This is a genomic window from Streptococcus sp. HMSC076H09 (assembly GCF_001811765.1).
GTDB classification, from domain to species: domain Bacteria; phylum Bacillota; class Bacilli; order Lactobacillales; family Streptococcaceae; genus Streptococcus; species Streptococcus agalactiae.
Map to the genome: position 1 here is coordinate 281,703 of NZ_KV806614.1, position 21,001 is coordinate 302,703.

The window sequence follows — 21,001 nt, forward strand, 5'->3', positions numbered from 1 at the left end:
TGCTGGAACCCGTTCCATGTCAAGCTTAAAATTACTGAATTCTTGCGAAAAATAGATTGTATTTAACAGATACGCAATCATTTTAAGAAATCAACGAACTGTCTGAATATGCCACTTCCACCATCCTGTTAGCCTAATTGTACCTGATTGATCCGTTCGGAAAATCTTGCTTTTAATCTTTTGGAACCTTTGTAAAGTCTCTTGATGAGGATGCTGGTAACGATTATTTTTACCAGCTGACACTAGAACCACACTAGGAGACAACTTTTTCAGAAAGGATAGACTTGATGAGCCCTTAGAACCATGATGTCCTGCTTTAAGGATATCTACTGATAAATTAGGATAAGCTTCTAATAACTGCTTTTCTCCCTCTTCCTCCAAATCACCGGTAAATAAGAAGCCTTTTCCTAATAAATGTCCATATAAAACAATTGAATCATTATTTTTTCCATCACCCTTGTGCCATGGGTAAAGTACTTGTAAATAACTTCCCATGACAGCAAGTTTATCACCGGCTTCTATAGATTTTACCGCTACACCTATCTTTGATAAACGCTTAACGTACTGCGAATTCGTTAAAGAACCTGAACTTGTAATCAAACGTGCAACTTTAAAATGCTTTGAGATAACTTCCATATCCCCCATATGATCTGTATCGGTATGAGTTATCACTAAATCATCTATCTTGCTAATACCTCTGCTTTTCAAGTAAGGAATGAGCGTTCTCTCAGCATTAGACTGATTTACTTTTTGTTTCCATTCTTCAGGCTGTTCAAATCTCACCCTTCCCCCAGTATCAATTAAAATTGTTTTTCCTAACCAATCCCTCACTAAAATACTATCTCCCTGTCCAACATCTAAAATCGCAACCTCGTTAGTAATTGGATTCTTAGTGATAAAAAACAAGGTAAAGATAATAAGAAGGGAGCAATAACGAAAACATTTAGAATGATAATAATCATAAAGTAATCCCAAAATTATAATCATGACTATTAAAAGAAAAAGGCTGGGCTTTCCAAAAATAAGTGGCCTTGGAAAAAGTTGCCCAGTCCATTTTAATAACACTTCTAGGATTTCAAACAAACTATTAATACAACCTAATTTAACGATAGGCGATAAGACAAATATAACAGTTAATAAAGGCAAAAATATAATATCAAATGCAAAAGATAAAAGTGCTGTTAATATAATTGATATTGGTTGAAAACCCGAAAAATAGTAGGTTAGTATGGGAAGAATTCCTACAGAGACTGTCAAAGATTCGATAGCTACTTTTTTTATACTCGAAAAATGATCAAAGGAGGTCATCGTAAGTATAAAAGCATAAACAAAGCTAAGAACTCCTCCCGTAGTCAAAAGTGAGTGGGGGAGAGAGATAAGACAAATTAACAAGCAGAGAGCAAAGTTCTCATCTTTCTTGACACCGCTATGTGATAATAAAGATTGAATAAGTGCCCTAACGACTGAGATACTAAAGCCTGTTAAACCAGCATAAATTAGCGAGAATGGTATTTGAAGTAACCAAACATGGTCTAGACGTAAGCCAATACGTAGACAGATATAACGAAAAATACCGAGAAAAAAACCTACTTGCATACCTGACAAAGCAAATAAATGTATAATACCTAGACTACTATATAAATCGGACATGTCATCAAAGGTCTTATCTAGATATCCAAACAAAAGCCCTGACATATAGTGACGCATAGGATTTGGAAAAGTTTGACTAATAACAATTGCACTTCTACGCCACTTAAACATAAGATCAAAGAAAGACCTATGTTGAAATAAGCGTATCTGTTTTATCTTTGTCACTTTGGCGATACGATAAATTCCATGTCTTTTTAAATACTGACGATAATCAAAGCCATTAAAATGCCTTCTCTCCTCTGCTTCTTCAAGTTTGATATCTGCAATTATCATTATATTATTATCAAGATTTTGAAAATAATCTTTCTCACTTTTATTTTTTAATGTATAAAAAGCTTGATAAGTGTTACCTGAAGCATCTGCCTGGAATGATAAAACATCACCATTGATAGAAATAGTATCAATACGCACTTTAATCTGGCTAATATGATTCGGTACTCTTTGATATTGGACATTCATATTGTGATTTTGCCATAAAAAATAAAATAAGAAAAAAATTACTATTGCTATTGTTTTAAAAATAGTTTCACGATCATATTGATAAATCAGAAAAATAAAAGTAAATAAAAGAAAGGCACAACCAAGCATTGTCCAAGAAAACACTAGTAAGTAAATTTGGAAGACCAACAATGCTAAATAAATAGGTTTTAGAGGAAAATACTTAGTCAATTGTAACATCTTGACGTAATTTTTCTAGTGTTTTCTCACCAATACCTGATACGTTTTTGAGGTCATCAATAGTTTTAAAACCACCTTGACTATCACGATAATCTAAAATATCTTGAGCTCTTTTAGCTCCAACGCCTGATATGGTCTGAAGACTTGATAAATCTGCTTTATTAAGATTAATTTTCCCCTTACTATTTCCCTGAGTGGCGATATTATTTGCTTTCTCCTCTTCCACAACAGTTATTTTTTCACCTTTTTGAGCAACATAGATAACCGTCTCATCTTGTAATTTCTGTGCTAGATTAACGGATTTACTATCAGCGAGATTGCTTAGTCCACCTGCACGCTTAATCGCATCTGTTACACGACTTTGAGAAGGCAAACTATAAACACCTGGATGATTGACTGCCCCTTTTACGTCAACCGTTACTTGATTAGATACTTTATCTTTGACGTGACTAATCATTGGTACCTTTTTTTCTGTTATAGTTGATACTTTTTTCTCTAAATTGATATTTAAATTGTCTTCTTTATGATGAGTGCCAAAATGATTTAAACCCAAAATTCCAAATAATAAGAGTCCTACAATAATTCCTGTTGTCTCCCATTTATGCGATTTAATTTTTTCCAATACTATTTCAAACATAAAAATATTCCTCCATTTACTTATTCGTAACTAAAGAGATTTTCCTATTAAAAACAAAAAACTATTTACTAAAAAGTAAATAGTTTCCATGTAACACTTATTTTAGATGTTTTTGTGGATCCCACACAAAGCTTGCTAAATAACTAAAAATTAGAGTTAGGACAAGCAAGACAATAGCTATAATTGCTAAAGGTAGACGATAAATATAAGTCAATGGATTTAATTTCTTACCATCATCATAAGTTTCATTTTCTCTATCTAAACGATCAAATTCTTCCTGAATACGACGAGATACTTCTGCAATCCCTTCGGCATCCATACGCTTAATATCAGAAACATCAATAGGGTTACCAAAATTCATATCAACACGATGCCCCTTTAATAGATTTTTAAAAACCATAGGACCTCTATATGCTGCTGGCATAATTCTGACTTTTGCCATTTTTGCAATAACAGCTACGCCTCCTTTGACATCTTTGGAGTGGCGGCTTCCACTCGGAAACATCACCAAAGAACGGTTACTATTTTTCAGCATCTTTACAGGATATCGAATAGCATCTTGCCCTGGCTTTTCACGATCAATAGGGAAAGCACCGCACATTTTAATCCACCAACCAAACAAACGATTCGTGAATAATTCTTTTTTGGCCATAAAAATAAACTGTTTGGGTCTAGCAGCAAAAGCCATGTACACAGGATCCCAAAATGTTCTGTGTGGAGCTACTAAAATATAATTTTCATCATCTTTTAACATTTTATCTTCATTATGATAGTGCGCATTACCATTAGCCACCCAAATCAAGAACATAACTAAAGTACGTAAGTAAGTATAGAACATGTTTCTCCTCTACCTTTCATCAAGTAACTTCTATTTTATCATGCTTCCTTTTTTTTAGGAAGAATTATCTTAAAAACAACCTCCACACTTTCAAAACTAGTGCTAGGAAGCTGTAATTTTGCTATAATAAGCCTATGATAGATACAATTTTAAAAGAAAATGAACGCATTGATCAGCTTTTTTCAACTGATGTCAAAATCATCCAAAACAAAGAAGTTTTTTCCTACTCCATAGATAGTGTTTTATTGTCTCGGTTCCCTAAACTTCCTTCTCGTGGTCTTATCGTTGACTTATGCAGTGGTAATGGTGCTGTCGGTTTGTTTGCCAGCACCAAAACAAATGCGACAATTATAGAGATCGAACTACAAGAGCGCCTTGCGGATATGGCTAAGCGTTCGATTAAGCTTAATAAATTGGAAAAACAGGTTACTATGATTAATGATGATTTAAAAAATCTTCTTGATCATGTTCAACGTTCAAACGTTGATTTAATGCTTTGCAATCCACCTTATTTCAAAGCAAGCGAAACCTCTAAAAAAAATCTAAGCCCGCATTATCTCCTTGCAAGACACGAAATAACAACAAACCTTAGAGAAATTTGTCAAATTGCTCAACATGCTCTAAAAACAAAAGGACGTATCGCTATGGTACATCGTCCAGACCGTTTCCTTGAAATTATTGATACGATGCGTCAGTTCAATTTAGCACCTAAACGTATCCAATTTGTTTATCCAAAATTAGGAAAAGATGCTAATATGCTTTTAATTGAAGCTATTAAAGATGGCTCGACAGAAGGTATGAAAATACTTCCTCCTCTTGTTGTTCATCAAGATAATGGAGACTATACTGAGACTATTTTTGATATATATTTCGGGGAAAACGGAAAATCTCATGATTAAAGTTCCTGCTTATATGTATGTTTTAGAATGTTCAGATGGAACACTTTATACAGGTTATACTACAGATGTCAAGCGCCGTCTCAATACACACAATACTGGAAAAGGTGCTAAATATACTCGTGCGAGATTGCCAGTAAAACTTCTTTATTCTGAAGCTTTTAATAGCAAACAAGAAGCAATGAGGGCAGAAGCATTATTTAAACAAAAGACTCGGCAAGCAAAATTGACTTATATTAAACAACATAAAAATGAACAATAATACGATAATATACTAAGTGTAATGAGCCTATCCTCGCTTCTTTAACTTTTAAATTTCAACCTCACTTTAACCTTTTGTCTTCATTCTTAAAGTTATAAGGCAATTTTATGGATATCACTATCTACGCTTTATCTTACAAAAAATAAAAAAGGAGTCGCTCAGCAACTCCTTTTTCGTAATCCTCTTATTTATCGCCTTTATTGCGAATAACAAATCCAGTTTGTTTTTCACTTGAAGTGTTTTTATGAGGTTTTTTATTTTCTTGACAACGATTATCTTTCTTGAACTTATCATCACGACGTTTAAAATCACGACGACCACCACGATCATCACGGTCGCGATTTCCACGACGATCACCACGATCATTGCGTCGACGATCGCCACCACGGCCATTTCCTCGTCCACCTTTACCTTTAAAGCCACCACCTGATGGTTTAAATGGTAATGGTTTTTCACGTGTGATTTCAACTTCTGGTAACGATTCTGGATCCTGAACTGTTAAGCTTAAGACATAAAGAGCAAGTTCTTCTGGTGTGTATTGAGTTGCTAATTCCAAAGCATCGGCTTTAAATTTATCAAATTTAGAAACTAATTCTTGATCCTCAAAGTCACGTGCAATACGTTTCAATGCAACTTTTTTCTTAGCCTGAAATGCTTCGCTTGCAGTAGCAGGCTTCATTCCAGTCATACGTTTTTTAGTTAAGTTTTCAATAATTGTCAAATATCCCATTTCGTTTGGTGAAACAAAAGTGATAGATTGACCAGATTTACCAGCACGACCAGTACGTCCAATACGGTGAACATAACTTTCTGGATCTTGGGGAATATCATAGTTGTAAACATGTGTAACGCCTGAAATATCTAAACCACGCGCAGCAACATCTGTGGCAACAAGAATATCAATATGGTCATTTTTAAAGTCTCTGATAACACGAAGACGTTTATTTTGATCTAAGTCTCCATGAATTCCTTCTGCTCGGAAACCACGTAATTTTAGTCCACGAGTTAATTCATCTACACGACGTTTCGTACGTCCAAAGACAATTGACAATTCTGGTTGATCAACGTCCATCAAACGTGTCATAGTATCGAATTTTTCATTTTCCTTAACGCGAACATAATACTGATCAACATTCACATTAGTTAATTCAGTTGCTTTAATTTTAACATGCTCAGGATTTTTCATGAATTTAACCCCGATACGTTTGATTGGATCAGGCATTGTCGCTGAGAATAAAAGAGTTTGACGTGCTTCTGGTACACGACTAATGATTGCTTCAATGTCCTCTAAAAATCCCATGTTAAGCATTTCGTCTGCTTCATCAAGAATAAGAGTTTCAATGTGATTAAGTTTAAGTGCTTTACGTTTAATTAAATCAAGTAATCGACCTGGAGTTCCAACAACAACGTGTGCTCCTGAACGTAATGCCTTGATTTGTTTTTCAATACTTGACCCACCATAAACAGAGCGGACCTTAACACCTTTATCGCGTCCAAAACGGAACAATTCTTCTTGTGATTGTACTGCAAGTTCACGTGTAGGAGCAATAATAAGTGCTTGAATAGTATTATCTTCAGTATGAATTTTATTTAAAGTTGGTAACCCAAAAGCTGCAGTTTTTCCTGTACCTGTCTGCGCTTGACCAATGACATCTTTGCCTTCAAGAGCAAGTGGGATAGTCATTTCTTGGATTGGTGATGGCTCTACAAAGCCTGCTTTTTCTACCGCTGAAAGAATATCTTGCGATAAGTTAAGTTCTGTAAATTTCAAATGTTTCTCTTTTCTAAAAGACAGTGCGAAGCTGCCTTATGAACCTTTATTAGTTATCTTTTCTGACAACCTACTTAGTGTAACACAATTAAAAGTAAAAAGATATAAAATAAGGTCAATCTAATAAATAACACGCTTTCATAAATTGCTAGTTCTATTAGTTGCTTCAGAAAATAGAAAAAAGGCAATAAAAACCCTCCATCTATAAAGAAGGAGGGTTCATAGTTTATCTATCTAGAACGCAACGTCTGCTTCACTTGGAATCTCCTTAGTGATATAGTGACGAATCTCTTTACTTGTTAGTACTTCTTTAAGTACTTTTATTTTATCACTATTTTTATTATCTTCACGAGCTACCAAGGCACCTGCAAAACGGATATCTGGTTTTTTCTCATATAATAATCTATCCCTTTTAGGAACTAGATTGATTTTTGTCACATATCCAGGGAAATTAAAGACAAGGTCATATTCAAAATAGGCCTGATTGAGGTTAAGTAATGCTACAGGTTCAATTCGTAATTTTTTAGGGTTAGTAAGAATATCTTCGATAGCCTTGGTCTTTTTGGACGTATTCTTTAAGGTGATAAGTTTCTTTTCTTGCAATAAAAGCAGAGCTCTAGTCATATTGGCAGGATCAGACGGAATCGCTACCTTAGCACCGTCTTTAAGCTCGGCAATATTTTTCAAATGTTGACCATAAAAACCAGCCAATGAATGATAAATTGGTGTAATTGACACTAGATGACCATCATTTTCCTTATTAAAGATACTCATGAAAAATTCATGTTGTAAAAGGTTAGCATCATGTTCTTTGTTTTCTAAAGCAATGTTAGCCTGAATATAGTCAGAGACCATGACAACCTTTAAAGTATATCCTTTTTCTTTTACATTATCTTTAACCAAATCTAAAAAGGTAGATGTAGGTTTGCTGTAAGTTGCAACAGTAATCACTTTTTCTTTACTATTCTTATCTTTAATTTGCTTAGACGACATTGCTTGCTTAGTACATGCCACTAAACATAAAGACATCATGATTAGACATGTTAGGGAAAGTAATTTTTTCATAGTTCCTCTTTTCTTTTATTTTCTTGAGTAGCGGTTTGCTATAAAATAGCCCAAACTCTGTAAGATAAACACATATATTATAAATAAGACAACAATCAAGTACATAACTGGGTAGTCATATTCTTGATAGCCAAAACGATAGGCATATTCACCCAAACCTCCTGCACCAATAACTCCCATTATTGTCGAGTAGCCAAGAATACTTATAGCCGTTGCAGTAAATGATAAAACAAGGTCAATCTTGATGGAGGGGATTAAAAAATAATAAATTATCTGTCTCTTGTTAGCCCCTAGACTGAGAGCTCGATCAACAACAACTTGAGGTATATTTAATAAAGCTTGTTCCACATAACGTGCATACAAACTGACTGAAACCAAAGTAAGAGGTAAGATTGCCGCTATCGTTCCAAATGAGGTCCCAAAAATTAATCGATTGAGAGGGATTAAGATAAAAATAAAAATAAGGAAAGGGACACTCCGTAACGTACCTAAAAATAAATTTAATAGTTGATAGGCTAAAGAATGTTTAATCAAGTAAGACTTTCTCAATGAAAACAATAAAATACCTGTTGGAAAAGCAATTAGAAAACAAAGAATCAAGGTTAACCCTAACATTAAATTGGTTTCCCAAAATGATTTTAAGATACCTTCGCCATGTTTTTCAATAATCTCAATCATGTAACAAAAACTCCTTTACTTGATCTACGTAGTTTGACTCTAATTGATTCAGAGTTGCTTTCACTGGAACAACAGTATCTACAATAGTCTGGTGATCCAAAATCATTACACGATCACAATATTGTTTTAAAAGAGATAGGTGATGAGCAATCATCAAGATAGAGATGCCATATTTTTCACGAAGATCAGACAACAAGTTAAATATCTCTTTTTCACTATTAGTATCTAAGGCAGAGCTGATCTCATCACATAGAATAAGTTTCGGTTTTTGCAAAACAGCCATAGCAATTGCAACTTTTTGTTGCTGCCCACCACTCAAACTATGGCATTTCACCTGTTTTAAATCCATCAAACCTAAAAAATCTAAGATATCATTAATTGCGTCATGATTTACTTTTTGATGATTTAATTTATAAACTAAAGCTAGATGATAATATACACTTTCTCCTACTAACAAATTATGATTTTGAAAAATATAAGCAATATCTTTACGCATCTGACGTAACTTATTATCAGAAAAAGACTTCACTTCTTTTCCTTGATAATAAATATTTCCTTTATCATAAGGGATTAAGCCATTAATCATCTTCAAAATAGTACTCTTTCCAGTACCATTAGAACCAATCAGACCAACTATCTCGCCTTCTTCTATATTAAAAGAAATATCATCTAATCTAAACTGTGATTTTGGAAAAATTTTTCCAACACTCTTTAATTCTATTATCATTATTTAATACTCCTCAAAAAAATATCTTATCAAAAAAATACAGCGTTTTCAAAATATATGCTTGAGGCCTACTATACTTCAAAATAAAAGCAGTGATAAAAATCACTACTTTTATTTTGAAAATGAGAATTTAGCACTATTAAAAGTTATAATTAAAACAAATAACTCTTAGTAGCAACACTTGCTAAATTGTTTATTTTAAAACAGCTATCGCCAAAGCTTTCTGTATACTCACTATGTTACGGTCGTTCTTAAACTGAAGTACTTCTGCTGGTTCTATTGCTGATGATATCCAAATCTTTAACTCAGCATCTAAATCAAAATGACCACTAGTTTCCACTGTAAAACGTGATATAGAAGCATAAGGTATAGAATTATAAGAAACCTTTTTACCTGTCACCCCCTGTTTATCAACTAAAATTAAACGATAATTAGTAAAAACAATCAAATCACGAATTAAGGTATAAGCTAAATCAACCTGTTCATCTGAAATCAGAATATCAGATAACTGATTCTCGACTTTATCGGTATCCATTTGTGAAGCATTTCCCATTAATCCCGAAAAAATTCCCATGTTAATCTCCAATCTTTTCTATGTATTATAACTATTTTAGTCTAAAAAACTTAAAAAGTCACTCAAATTTGAGTGACTTTAAATTTTACATTTTTTCTTCAAGCTTCACATCAGGATACTTATCAGCAAACCAGCGAAGTGCAAAATCATTTTCAAATAGGAAAACTGGTTGGTCAAAACGATCTTTTGCCAAAATATTTCGGCTTGAAGACATGCGTTCGTCTAAATCGTCTGAGTTAATCCAACGTACAGTCTTTTTACCCATTGGTGTCATAACAACTTCAGCATTGTATTCACCTTCCATACGATGTTTAAAAACTTCAAACTGAAGTTGACCCACAGCACCCAGCATGTATTCGCCTGTCTGATAATTCTTATAAAGCTGAATTGCTCCTTCTTGTACTAATTGCTCAATACCCTTGTGGAATGATTTCTGCTTCATAACATTTTTTGCTGATACTTTCATAAATAATTCTGGGGTAAAAGTTGGTAATGGTTCAAATTCAAATTTATTTTTCCCAACCGTTAAGGTATCCCCAACTTGATAAGTTCCTGTATCATAAACCCCGATAATATCCCCAGCAACAGCATTCGTCACATTTTCTCGTGATTCTGCCATAAATTGAGTAACATTGGAGAGCTTAGCGCCTTTGCCAGTGCGTGTCAAATTAACTCCCATACCACGCTCAAATTCACCAGAAACAATACGAACAAAAGCAATGCGGTCGCGATGACGTGGGTCCATGTTAGCTTGAATTTTAAAGACAAAACCTGAAAAATCTTTAGCTAAGGGGTCAATAACATTACCTTCTGTAGTCTTATGACCATGAGGTTCTGGAGCAAACTCCAAGAAAGTATCAAGAAAAGTCTGAACTCCAAAGTTCGTAAGGGCAGAGCCAAAGAATACTGGAGTTAGGTCACCATCAAGAATCGCTTGTTCTGAAAAGTCATTACCTGCTTCTTGAAGAAGTTCAATATCTTCTTTGACTTGTTCATAAAATGGATTATTGGCAAACAGCTGATCACCGTCTTCAATACTTGCAAAACGCTCGTCTCCCTTATAGAGTTCTAAACGTTTATTATGTAAATCATAAAGCCCTTCAAATGATTTCCCCATACCAATTGGCCAATTCATTGGATAAGAAGCAATACCTAGTACTTCTTCTAACTCTTCAAGCAAATCCAGTGGCTCACGTCCATCACGGTCCAATTTATTAATAAACGTAAAAACCGGAATATTACGATGCTTAACAACTTCAAAAAGTTTTTTAGTTTGAGCCTCAATACCTTTAGCCGAATCTACAACCATGACAGCTGCATCCACAGCCATTAAGGTCCGGTATGTATCTTCCGAGAAATCCTCATGTCCAGGTGTATCCAAAATATTAACACGTTTACCCGCGTAATCAAATTGCATAACAGATGAAGTAACAGAGATACCACGTTGCTTTTCAATATCCATCCAATCGGACTTTGCAAAAGTACCTGATTTTTTCCCTTTTACTGTCCCTGCTTCTCTAATTTCACCACCAAAATATAATAGTTGCTCAGTAATAGTCGTCTTACCAGCATCCGGGTGAGAGATGATGGCAAAAGTACGGCGTTTTTTGATTTCGTCTTGTAATGTCATATTCAATCCTTAGCTTTTATCCATTTCTTAGTATTATTTTCAGTAGTCTCAACTGAAACAATAATCTTGTCTATAACTTTATTATTATAGCGAATTTAACAACATTCTTCAAGTTCAATCTATTTCCGAAGAAAGAAGAGAAGCCTGTGTCTAAAGACCCAAGCTTCTAAAATAAATTATTTTGATCGTGATTTTTTAAGGAAGCCTAACATAATCGCTAACCCTGTTACAATAAAACCAACCAAAGTTAAAATACTAATGGCTTGATCACCAGTTTTAGGCAATTTTTTAGCTAAGGCTGTCATAGCTTTTGGCTTAGCACCTATAGCCTTAACACTTGACTTCAAACTAGAAGATTGACTTTTCGTGAACTTCTTAGGGGAATCGTCCTTTTTATTTTTAATTGGTGCTGTTGGTTTCGAAGTAGGTGGTATTGGTTTTGGAGTATCTAAGAGTTCCTTTTCCTTCTCTTGGTTCATTTCTTTATCCAATTTATCAGGAGTAACAGTTTTTTCTTTCTTAATTTGTTTATCTGTTAGAAAAACACTGACATCACTACCAACAAGGGCAGTTTTAGGCATCTCAATCCCATTTACAAAAATATTGTATAACGTTCCTGCCATTAATTTATTGGCGAACCTTGCTTTGCCATCTTTTTCAGTCAAACCTTTTGCAACAATTGTCCCATTTGAATTAGTTAATGTCACTTCTTGGTTTGCTATAGTATTTCCATTAGCATCGTAAACAGTTACAACCGCTGCTTCTGCACTAAATTGAGGTGCTTTGGTACCTTTACCATCTACATAGAATGCAGCCGCTTTATGAGAGCCTGCTACATCAGTTCGAATAGTATAGCCCTTTGATTTTCCATCAATTGAAACACTGATATTTCTTGATAATGGTAGGTTGGTAAAGATAGCTTGTCCATTATCATTCGTTTTTAAAGAAGCAAGCGCTACTGCTTTACCATCAGTAATATCAGTCAACGTTACTTCTTTTCCTTTAACAACAAGTCCATCTTTATCTAAAGCAGTGACTGTAAAGGTAAAATAATCTTTTTTAGGTGCAACATTAACATATGCACTTCTTGATTCTCCAGGTACAATATCACCAATTTTTTTCCCATCAACAAAATATTGGTAGAATGTTCCATCTAGTAAACGATCAGTAAAGCGAGTTAATCCATTGTCACCAGAAACCAAGCTAGCAATCTCACGACCAGCTTGTGTTTTTAAGGTAACTGTCCTGCCTGAAACAGGTTCAGCATTTTGGTCTCTCACTGTAATGTCTATGGTTTTTTTTGAATACGTTGGCTCATTTGTCCCTACTCCTGTTGCTGTAAAACTAGCTGCTTTACTAGAGCCTGCTACGTCAGTTCGAATAGTATATCCTTTTACTTGTCCATCAACAGACACACTAAGGTTACGTTTTATAGGGAGATTATTAAAAATAGCTTGTCCGGCATCATTCGTTTTCACACTTGCAATAATTTTAGGCTGACCACTTGTCACCTCTGACAAAGTTACCAATTTTCCCGGCAAGACACGCGTCTGACTATCTACAACGGTTGCTACAAAACGGAAACCTTGTTGTGCACTTGCTGCCATTACTGGTGTCTCAGCTTTAGCGTTCACAGGTAATTGAGACGTTAATACAATACCTGATAATGCCGCTACAGTTACCAAACCTAATTTGGTATTGAATGATTTATTCATTACTATTTTCCTCCAGAAAAAATATATTTCAAAAATAATTAACCGGTTAAGTTTTTATTACGTACTATATCTTAGCAGATTAATAATTAGCGGTCAATCATAAAAATAGCTAAAAATGAAAAACATTATCCAGCTATTTATTTTTTAATAGCTAGATAATATAATAATATTAAAATAATTAAGATTCTTCTGTTTTAAGACTAGCTCTCATTCTCACTTTTTGGAAAATTTGTTTAACAAATAGGACGAGAAAACTTAATAGAGTTGTCACTATCAAAAGGTTTAAAAAGGGATTTGTTATTCCTAGTATTGGTGTCTTCATCATAAAGCCATAATTTCCCCCAGTCAAGAGGTTAATAAAAATCAAAGACATATTAATGAGAAGCGTTAGTTGTATAATCAATTTTGGATTTAATTTGTCCAAATTGGACTGTGTCATCAGATGTAGTAAACTAAGGACAAATAAAGCAAAATGTCCAATAAAGAAGAAAATATTAGTCACATGTAGAAACTGGTAAGGGTAAAAGTCTGGGTGAATCATTGCCAATACTCCACCTACTACTCCTAACAATGCGAAATAATCCTTTAATATTCCAGGCCTCGCTAAGAGAACGACAAACATGCCTATTCGACAATGGTAAAGGGGAAGACTTTCAGATAAAGGCAATTTTGCCCAGAAAAACCAAGTATAAATCGTAATTAACTGAAGTCCTAAAAGGATACTCCAAATAGTTTTATACAAAGGCTTATCTCTATTAACCAAAGTCAGCCACATCAGAAAAGGTAAGACAGATAAAATCAAACTATGGATAAGTAAAGGCATCTGCGGAATCTCTGTTCTGATATTAGAAAAGAATTCTATCATTTTAGTATTATCTTTCTATCATTTTTTTACTAGATACTTAGTATATCAAATTATTTGCTATAAGACAAAACTATTTTTCACAGAAAAAACTCTTTGGCAAAACCAAAGAATTTTAAATTAGATATATACTACACAACTTTAGTTGTTAATTTTCTTAAATATAGAGATAACAATAATCCGAATAAGAATAAAAAACCAAAAACCATTAATGTCAATTGATAGGAATTTCCCCATGAATATGTCTTTGATAACAATAGGGGCCCAAACAGACCTGCTATTGCCCATGCTGTTAAACTATAACCATGTAAAGTAGCTAATTCCTTTGTTCCAAAAATATCACTTAGATAAGCAGGTAATAAGGAAAAACCTGCACCATAACAAGTCATTAAAATAGACATCGCTATTGCAAATACAATAGCATTGAATGACAAAAATAAACTAGAAGTCATAATAAAGTTCACAATAAATAATATTATAAAGGTCAACGGGCGTCCAATGTAGTCAGAGAGACTTGCCCATAACAGACGTCCAAAACCGTTAAATATCCCTAGTACCCCTACTAATAAGGCTGCAGATTCTGCGGAATAGCCTGCTAAATCTTGTGCCATTGGTGAAGCTGCTGATATTAAACCTAAGCCACACGAAATATTAATAAACAAGGTCAACCAAATGATGTAAAAGGTTTTTGATTTTATAGCAACGTTTGCTTTTAATCCAGTGATAATTTGTGAATTCATAGCATTCTTTTTACCGTCGTGAGTCAAAATAGTTATTTTTTCCTGAGGTGGTTGTTTAATAAATTGTGAGGCAATCATCATGACAAAAAAATATACTAATCCCAAAATATAAAATGTTTTACCTACACCAATCCTAATCATTAAGGATTGTGCAAGTGGACTTGTTACTAAAGAAGCAAAGCCAAATCCCATAATAGCGAATCCTGTTGCTAGTCCCCTCCTATCAGGAAACCATTTAATAATAGTCGATACTGGAGTAATATAACCTGAACCAAGTCCGATTCCTCCTAAAATACCGTATGCAACATACAGTAACCATAACTGCTGAGTTTCAATGGCTAAGCCTGTTAACACATTCCCTGCTCCATATAAAATAGCAGAAATCATTCCCATTATCCTAGGACCAAAACGCTCTACTAAGTGTCCCATAAAAGCTGCAGACATTCCTAGACAAAAAATAGCCAAACTAAAAGCGAATGAAACTGATGAAATATCCCAACCAGTCTCTGAGATAATTGGGTTACGAAACACACTCCAAGCATAAGTTGATCCTAGCATTAAATGTAAAACGACTCCAGAAACCGCAACTACATAACGATTTAAATTTTTCAAACAATCCTCCTAAAAACGAACTTAAGTTTTATTTTTAAAAATATAGTTCGTAATAAACAGATTATCAAAAAACTGAATATATCACCAGTTTTCTGCTTAGCATATCTATTTTCCTCAATAAAACTGAATATTATTCGTGATTAAAAAACAAAAAAGTTAGGGTAACTTGTTACCCTAACCCCTCTATTATTCTACTTCAAGAATATCAACTATTTTAGAAAGATTCATTGAGTTAGAACCTTTTAATAATATTTGATCTTTCTCCTTAAGAGTATCTTTTACTTTTGCAAGCAATTGATCAAACTGATCCACTTCTTGATTCTTTTTAAAGAAATACACTTTACCAATTGGGAACATCTGGCTTGCTAATTGAGCCAACTCCTCAATATCCTGGCCATAACAAATCAAAGTATCAATAGAGTCAGGTCTGATACTCATAATCATTTGATTATGTAAATCCACAGATTGTTCTCCCAGTTCTTTCATATCAGCTAAAAGAGCAATCTTCTTTCCACCATCATTATTCGGAATAGCTGAAAAGGTTTCTAGTATCAATCGCATAGCCGTTGGGTTAGCATTGTAAACATCTGATAAAATATCTGCTCCATTGGCTGATTTCTTCCATTCGGTGCGATTACGAGTTAGTTGAAGATTTTCTAGAGCATCCACTATATCTTCTTCTGCTACTGCCAATAATTTTCCAACATAGGCAGCGACCATCGCATTAGTTGCATTGTACTTACCAGGTACTGGTATACGTAATTGGTGCTCCAAAGCATTAGTTTTAAAAGTTAAGGAATGTTTTTCTTCTTTGAGTTCTGTCACTTGCAATTCTTGGTCATGACCAAAACGAATAGTCATCTGGTTTGCTGGAAGATATGGATCAATAATTGGATCTCCCGGTGCAATTAATATGCCATCTGAACTCATACCATCTGTGATTTGCATTTTCCCTTCTGCAATCTTTTCTCGACTACCAAAAAATTCTAAGTGTGCTTCACCAATCAAAGTAACAACAGCAATACGTGGTTTTGCAATTTCAGATAACACATGGATATCTCCAAGATGATCCTGTCCCATCTCCAAAACAATTTTTTCAGTATCTTCTGGCATGTGTAGCACAGTATAGGGTAAGCCAATCTCGTTATTGTAGTTTCCTTGTGTTTTATAAGTCTTATATGTGGTTGATAAGATTGCAGCTATCATATCTTTAGTTGTTGTCTTACCATTTGAGCCAGTTACTGCAATAACATCAACGTTCATCTTTTCAATATAATACTGTGCCAAGACTTGAAATGCTTTAAGTGCATCAGACACTAAAAGATAAGGATGACCCTCTATTTCCTTCTCTGAAATGGTTGCTATTGCTCCATTATCAAAAGCCATCTCTATAAACTCATGTCCATCTCTTGCTCCTTTTAAGGGAAGAAATAAGTCACCTTCACTGATATTACGACTATCAAATTCAATATTTCCCAGGGGAACGTCTTCAAACTCTGATACTTGATTTTTAGCGCCAACTACTTTAGCAACTTCATGCAAACTAAGCTTCATATCATTTCCTTTTCTATTATTTAGCAACAATGTTGTAGATAGTATGCTATCCCTTATAAACGAATATACTCCTAAATTATAACACACTTTCATAACATATCATAGATTTGAAAAAGCTCAACTAAGAAAGACTTAGTTGAACTTTTTTAAATTAAATGACTCTCACGTTTTTCAAACATTTCTTTAGCTAACATAACTAACTTTTCAATCAAATCACTATAAGTTAGCCCCATATTTTCCCAAAGCAGAGGATACATTGACCACTGAGTAAAACCGGGCATTGTATTCAGTTCGTTTAAGAAGATTTGTCCATCTTTCGTCAAAAAGAAATCACAGCGTGATAAACCACAAGCCCCGATTGCTTTAAAAGCTTTACTTGCATATTGACGCATTGCTTCCATAGTTGCTTCATCAACTTTAGCTGGAATATCCATAGTAATTTTATTATCAATATATTTGGCGTCATAGTCATAGAAATCGACGTCTTTAACGACTTCGCCAGGAAAAGTTGTCTTAACATCATTATTGCCTAAAATACCTACTTCAATTTCACGAGCTGTCACGCCTTGTTCAATCAAAATACGGCTATCATACTTGAGAGCTAAGTCAATTGCAGAGCGAAGTGAGGATTCATCTGTCGCTTTTGAAATACCTACTGATGACCCCATATTAGCCGGTTTTACAAAAATTGGGAAACTTAAAGTTTCTAAAGAGAGTTTAATCGCATGTTCCAAATCATCACCCTCAAAATAAGTTTGATATGCAACCTGAGGTACACCTACTGTTGCAAGGACTTGTTTTGTTGTAATTTTATCCATAGCCACGCTTGAAGATAGAATATTAGTCCCAACATAAGGCATCCTTAAAACTTCTAAAAATCCTTGGATAGAACCATCTTCCCCCATTGGTCCATGTAAAACGGGGAAAACAATTGCATTATCATCATAGATATCACTTGGACGAACCATTTTGTCTAAATCAACAGTTTGGTTTGTCATTAACTTTTCATCTGAAGATGGCATTTCATCAAATTCTTGTGTTTTAATAAATTGACCTACTTGCGTGATAAAATAAGTTTTAACAAAAAATTTATCATAATTAATAGCACGCATGACGCTTTCTGCAGACAGTACAGATACTTCACGTTCCGCAGAGCGACCACCGTAAAGCAAGATCAATGTTTCTTTTGACATATTTCTTCTCTTTTCTATCTAATCTAAGATTGACCTTTTAATAATACCATATTTTAACTTAACTTTCAAAAATCAATCCACTTAAAGTTAGTATTGTAAAAGAAAAAGTTAGGAGATTCCCAACCTTTTCTTTATAACAATTATAACTCTGTACGATTTTCGATTGCTCGAAGCAAGGTTACTTCATCTGCATATTCGATATCTGAACCAACAGCTAAACCTCTCGCTAATCGTGTCACTTTGATACCAGCTGGTTTTAAGACTCGTGAAATATACATTGATGTAGCTTCACCATCAGCAGTCGCATTGGTAGCAACAATAACTTCTGTCACCTGACCATCCATCAATCGAGTAATTAAACTTTTCAAATTAATGTCATCAGGGCTAATACCATTCATAGGTGAAATTAAGCCATGTAAGACATGATACAAACCATTATACTCTTGAATTTTTTCCATAGCTGACACATCTTTGCTATCTTCAACAACCAAGATAACAGACTGGTCACGCGTCTTATCTGTACAAATTAAGCAAGGATCATCATCAGTCAAATTACCACAAACAGAACAATAGGTTAATTCCCGCTTAGCAGCTAATAAATTCTTAGCAAATTCATTAACATCTTCATCACTCATACCAATGGTGTAAAAAGCTAAACGTGTTGCTGTTTTAGTACCTATACCCGGTAATTTTGAAAAGCTGTCAATCAATTTAGCAATTGGTGTTGGGTAAAGCATTCAAATGTCCTCTCTTATTGTCCTGTGAACTGTGAAATATATTGATCAATCATATCTCGTGCAACTAATTGATGGGATTTTGTTGTATCAGTTGTAACATGCGGATACATTACCGCTACTGCTATTTTACGATTAGTATCGTAGGCAATAGCGTTTAAGTTGTAGGTAGAAACTGTTTGTCCATTTACATTTTTAGCAAATGTTTCAGCGGTACCAGTTTTACCACTAATGGTTGTCACATTCCCCCTCATTGACGTACCAGTTGCATAGCCACTTCCACTATTGACAACGTTATAAAAACCTTCTTGAATAATGGCTAACTCTTGATCTGAGATAGCTATCTTATTTAGTGTTTTAGGAGTGATTGAACGAACCAATTGAGCGAACTTATTAGAATCATTCCCTTCATAGATATCTGAAACCACGTGAGGTGCTAAACGATTCCCATTATTCGCAATAGTTGAGATATACTGACCAAGTTGCATTGGTGTATAGGCGTCATACTGACCGAACGATTCCATTAGAGTTGTTCCTAAGCTGTATTTTCCAGGTACATAACCTTCTGATTCAGGTAAATCTAATCCTGTAGAAACCCCTAAACCATATTCGCCGTAAGTTTTCCTTAGTTTAGCCATTGCTTCTTGATAGCCTCGATCAGTTAAAGCATCTCCTGTATTATAGTCTTGTCCCATTAAACGAAGTGCTACTTGAACCATATAAGTATTAGATGAATACTCTAGCGCTTGTGCCGCAGATATTGGAGTCAAACCTCGTGTAAACCATGACCGTATATTAGCAATTTCTTGGTCATAAAGCACTTCATTTCCTCTAAGAACTTTATTTTCCCATCCTGATGATAGCGTCGCACCTTTCACAACAGATCCTGGCGTGAAATTCTTAGCAATAGTGCCTAGGCTGTCATCAACTAAATTCCCATGATCATTTTTCAGACCAGCCATTGCTAACACTTTACCAGTTGAAGGTTCTATAGCAACTGCATACATCCCTTCGGAAAAACTAGCGCGCCCACTAGATAATTCACTGCCATAGTATTGTTTCAAGATACTTTCTACTTTGTTTTGGTAATTAAGATCAATCGTTAATTTAAGATTTCTTCCTGACTTACCTTCTTGCGTAATATTATCTGAAACAACTTTACCTTTTTTATTAACAACTACTTTGCGAATTTGTCTGATTCCTTGTAAGTCATCTTCATATTGTTTTTCAAGGTAAGAAGTTCCCACTCGGTCATTCAGTGAATAACCTTTTTTCAAATATTTTTTAACTTCTTCTCTTGGTAAACCTGCCTTTTCTGTAGAAATAGTACCTAATATATCCGATAAAGAAGTTCCTTTTTTACGACGATGCCAATTACTTGTTACAGAAATTCCTAACAGTTCCTTCTTATCAGCATCCAGTTTCTTGATTTGATCATCACTTAATTCACCTGTACTTAATTTCACTGAACCAAACGTTGGTGTCGCATTCATTTGGTTAAATAAGGCAACCACTTTTAACTCATCTTCAGAATAGTTAATAGCGCTCACTAGAACTGCAGCAACTGCATTTGCATATACGGTTGATTCGGCTAGATGGTTACCAAATTTATCGTAACGTTTAGAATCTGGTAAACTTTCAACAACTTTTTTGTAGTTGGCTTTATCTGCTAAATAATAATCTCTCTTTGCTCTATCGCTTGAAGCAACTTCGGTTAAGGTAATGTAATGTGATAATTTATTCGCTAACTCTTTGATAGACTGAGATGAAATATTGTTTCCTCTAGAAAACGCCACAGTAGGACGTTCATCATTTTCAACTAAGGCAACTCCCTTAGCATCAAAAATCTGACCTCTCGCTTTTGATTCTTTCACTGTATAACTCGTAAGAGCTGTCAGTTTTTTCATGTAAAATGATTGTTGCCCAATCTGCATTTGCTCTAAACGAAGAATTAGAACAGTAAATAATAAAACAATAATAAAAAATAGAAGATTTAATCGTCTAGGTATGCTAGCATTTTGCTTTTTTACAGTGAGACGATACCTTTTTTTACGATTCAACATTAACTCCTTGCTATAAAAACTCTGACTACTATTGTATCATAAAAATGGTTTTTTACAGACACTCAAAATGTTATAAATAATAAAAAATTCAAGCCAACTTGGCCTGAATTTTTTATATAAAG

At 34.4% G+C, this 21,001-nt stretch carries 18 protein-coding genes; 2 read left to right on the forward strand and 16 right to left on the reverse strand.

The window, feature by feature from the left end; genetic code table 11:
- Nucleotides 1–90 precede the first annotated feature (90 nt).
- The 3 genes from HMPREF2818_RS08395 to HMPREF2818_RS08405 all read right to left on the reverse strand — a co-directional run bounded on the left by HMPREF2818_RS08395 (nucleotide 91) and on the right by HMPREF2818_RS08405 (nucleotide 3,803).
- Nucleotides 91–2,328, reverse strand: a complete 2,238-nt coding sequence (locus tag HMPREF2818_RS08395; protein ID WP_070508731.1) for a DNA internalization-related competence protein ComEC/Rec2 — start codon at nucleotides 2,326–2,328, stop codon at nucleotides 91–93.
- The gene (locus HMPREF2818_RS08400; protein ID WP_000461744.1) at nucleotides 2,312–2,965 is read right to left on the reverse strand and encodes a helix-hairpin-helix domain-containing protein; all 654 of its coding nucleotides are present in this window, start codon (nucleotides 2,963–2,965) and stop codon (nucleotides 2,312–2,314) included. Before HMPREF2818_RS08400 ends, HMPREF2818_RS08395 begins: the two co-directional genes overlap by 17 nt.
- 97 nt (nucleotides 2,966–3,062) lie before the next feature.
- Nucleotides 3,063–3,803, reverse strand: coding sequence for a lysophospholipid acyltransferase family protein (locus tag HMPREF2818_RS08405; protein ID WP_000500220.1), 741 nt, complete (start codon nucleotides 3,801–3,803; stop codon nucleotides 3,063–3,065).
- A gap of 134 nt (nucleotides 3,804–3,937) precedes the next feature.
- On the opposite strand from HMPREF2818_RS08405, the gene HMPREF2818_RS08410 reads away from it, so the two are divergent.
- Together HMPREF2818_RS08410 and HMPREF2818_RS08415 are read left to right on the forward strand one after the other, a co-directional pair.
- Nucleotides 3,938–4,702 carry a tRNA1(Val) (adenine(37)-N6)-methyltransferase gene (locus tag HMPREF2818_RS08410; protein ID WP_000567423.1) on the forward strand — a complete coding sequence of 255 codons (765 nt, stop codon included), beginning with the start codon at nucleotides 3,938–3,940 and terminating at the stop codon, nucleotides 4,700–4,702.
- Complete coding sequence (locus tag HMPREF2818_RS08415) at nucleotides 4,695–4,961, forward strand: GIY-YIG nuclease family protein (protein ID WP_000598736.1); 267 nt, start codon at nucleotides 4,695–4,697, stop codon at nucleotides 4,959–4,961. The genes HMPREF2818_RS08410 and HMPREF2818_RS08415 overlap by 8 nt, the downstream gene beginning before the upstream one ends.
- A gap of 184 nt (nucleotides 4,962–5,145) precedes the next feature.
- On the opposite strand, the gene HMPREF2818_RS08420 is transcribed toward HMPREF2818_RS08415, so the two are convergent.
- The 13 genes from HMPREF2818_RS08420 to pbp2b form a co-directional block, all read right to left on the reverse strand.
- Nucleotides 5,146–6,732, reverse strand: a complete 1,587-nt coding sequence (locus HMPREF2818_RS08420) for a degradosome RNA helicase CshA (protein WP_000673088.1) — start codon at nucleotides 6,730–6,732, stop codon at nucleotides 5,146–5,148.
- A 234-nt stretch (nucleotides 6,733–6,966) separates the two neighbouring features.
- Nucleotides 6,967–7,797, reverse strand: coding sequence for a MetQ/NlpA family ABC transporter substrate-binding protein (locus tag HMPREF2818_RS08425; protein WP_000735514.1), 831 nt, complete (start codon nucleotides 7,795–7,797; stop codon nucleotides 6,967–6,969).
- Between the two features lie 15 nt (nucleotides 7,798–7,812).
- Nucleotides 7,813–8,475 carry a methionine ABC transporter permease gene (locus tag HMPREF2818_RS08430; RefSeq protein WP_000569759.1) on the reverse strand — a complete coding sequence of 221 codons (663 nt, stop codon included), beginning with the start codon at nucleotides 8,473–8,475 and terminating at the stop codon, nucleotides 7,813–7,815.
- A complete protein-coding gene (locus tag HMPREF2818_RS08435) occupies nucleotides 8,468–9,202 on the reverse strand; it encodes an ATP-binding cassette domain-containing protein (protein ID WP_000582852.1) in 735 nt (244 codons plus the stop codon). Before HMPREF2818_RS08435 ends, HMPREF2818_RS08430 begins: the two co-directional genes overlap by 8 nt.
- Before the next feature lie 193 nt (nucleotides 9,203–9,395).
- Entirely contained in the window at nucleotides 9,396–9,776 is a 381-nt protein-coding gene (locus tag HMPREF2818_RS08440; RefSeq protein ID WP_000510900.1) for a PH domain-containing protein, read from the reverse strand.
- An 85-nt stretch (nucleotides 9,777–9,861) separates the two neighbouring features.
- Nucleotides 9,862–11,406, reverse strand: coding sequence for a peptide chain release factor 3 (locus tag HMPREF2818_RS08445; RefSeq protein ID WP_000174832.1), 1,545 nt, complete (start codon nucleotides 11,404–11,406; stop codon nucleotides 9,862–9,864).
- A 176-nt stretch (nucleotides 11,407–11,582) separates the two neighbouring features.
- Nucleotides 11,583–13,121: an LPXTG cell wall anchor domain-containing protein gene (locus HMPREF2818_RS08450; protein ID WP_001043077.1), complete on the reverse strand. Its 1,539-nt coding sequence runs from the start codon at nucleotides 13,119–13,121 to the stop codon at nucleotides 11,583–11,585.
- A 178-nt stretch (nucleotides 13,122–13,299) separates the two neighbouring features.
- Entirely contained in the window at nucleotides 13,300–13,986 is a 687-nt protein-coding gene (locus HMPREF2818_RS08455; protein WP_000569007.1) for a YwaF family protein, read from the reverse strand.
- A 128-nt stretch (nucleotides 13,987–14,114) separates the two neighbouring features.
- A complete protein-coding gene (locus tag HMPREF2818_RS08460; RefSeq protein ID WP_000793484.1) occupies nucleotides 14,115–15,335 on the reverse strand; it encodes an L-lactate MFS transporter in 1,221 nt (406 codons plus the stop codon).
- A gap of 186 nt (nucleotides 15,336–15,521) precedes the next feature.
- Nucleotides 15,522–16,889: a UDP-N-acetylmuramoyl-tripeptide--D-alanyl-D-alanine ligase gene (gene murF / locus HMPREF2818_RS08465; protein ID WP_000777521.1), complete on the reverse strand. Its 1,368-nt coding sequence runs from the start codon at nucleotides 16,887–16,889 to the stop codon at nucleotides 15,522–15,524.
- A 146-nt stretch (nucleotides 16,890–17,035) separates the two neighbouring features.
- Complete coding sequence (locus HMPREF2818_RS08470; protein ID WP_000032513.1) at nucleotides 17,036–18,082, reverse strand: D-alanine--D-alanine ligase; 1,047 nt, start codon at nucleotides 18,080–18,082, stop codon at nucleotides 17,036–17,038.
- Between the two features lie 140 nt (nucleotides 18,083–18,222).
- Nucleotides 18,223–18,819 carry a recombination mediator RecR gene (gene recR, locus HMPREF2818_RS08475; protein WP_000966735.1) on the reverse strand — a complete coding sequence of 199 codons (597 nt, stop codon included), beginning with the start codon at nucleotides 18,817–18,819 and terminating at the stop codon, nucleotides 18,223–18,225.
- Nucleotides 18,820–18,833: 14 nt separating this feature from the next.
- Complete coding sequence (gene pbp2b / locus HMPREF2818_RS08480) at nucleotides 18,834–20,879, reverse strand: penicillin-binding protein PBP2B (protein WP_070508733.1); 2,046 nt, start codon at nucleotides 20,877–20,879, stop codon at nucleotides 18,834–18,836.
- Nucleotides 20,880–21,001 lie beyond the last annotated feature (122 nt).

Coding starts and splice junctions, on each gene's coding strand:
- murF (WP_000777521.1), bottom strand. CDS start 16,889: ATGAAGCTTAGTTTGCATGAAGTTGCTAAAGTAGTTGGCGCTAAAAAT.
- recR (WP_000966735.1), bottom strand. CDS start 18,819: ATGCTTTACCCAACACCAATTGCTAAATTGATTGACAGCTTTTCAAAA.
- HMPREF2818_RS08410 (WP_000567423.1), top strand. CDS start 3,938: ATGATAGATACAATTTTAAAAGAAAATGAACGCATTGATCAGCTTTTT.
- HMPREF2818_RS08435 (WP_000582852.1), bottom strand. CDS start 9,202: ATGATAATAGAATTAAAGAGTGTTGGAAAAATTTTTCCAAAATCACAG.
- HMPREF2818_RS08395 (WP_070508731.1), bottom strand. CDS start 2,328: ATGTTACAATTGACTAAGTATTTTCCTCTAAAACCTATTTATTTAGCA.
- HMPREF2818_RS08470 (WP_000032513.1), bottom strand. CDS start 18,082: ATGTCAAAAGAAACATTGATCTTGCTTTACGGTGGTCGCTCTGCGGAA.
- HMPREF2818_RS08440 (WP_000510900.1), bottom strand. CDS start 9,776: ATGGGAATTTTTTCGGGATTAATGGGAAATGCTTCACAAATGGATACC.
- HMPREF2818_RS08415 (WP_000598736.1), top strand. CDS start 4,695: ATGATTAAAGTTCCTGCTTATATGTATGTTTTAGAATGTTCAGATGGA.
- HMPREF2818_RS08430 (WP_000569759.1), bottom strand. CDS start 8,475: ATGATTGAGATTATTGAAAAACATGGCGAAGGTATCTTAAAATCATTT.
- HMPREF2818_RS08400 (WP_000461744.1), bottom strand. CDS start 2,965: ATGTTTGAAATAGTATTGGAAAAAATTAAATCGCATAAATGGGAGACA.
- HMPREF2818_RS08425 (WP_000735514.1), bottom strand. CDS start 7,797: ATGAAAAAATTACTTTCCCTAACATGTCTAATCATGATGTCTTTATGT.
- HMPREF2818_RS08405 (WP_000500220.1), bottom strand. CDS start 3,803: ATGTTCTATACTTACTTACGTACTTTAGTTATGTTCTTGATTTGGGTG.
- HMPREF2818_RS08445 (WP_000174832.1), bottom strand. CDS start 11,406: ATGACATTACAAGACGAAATCAAAAAACGCCGTACTTTTGCCATCATC.
- HMPREF2818_RS08455 (WP_000569007.1), bottom strand. CDS start 13,986: ATGATAGAATTCTTTTCTAATATCAGAACAGAGATTCCGCAGATGCCT.
- pbp2b (WP_070508733.1), bottom strand. CDS start 20,879: ATGTTGAATCGTAAAAAAAGGTATCGTCTCACTGTAAAAAAGCAAAAT.
- HMPREF2818_RS08450 (WP_001043077.1), bottom strand. CDS start 13,121: ATGAATAAATCATTCAATACCAAATTAGGTTTGGTAACTGTAGCGGCA.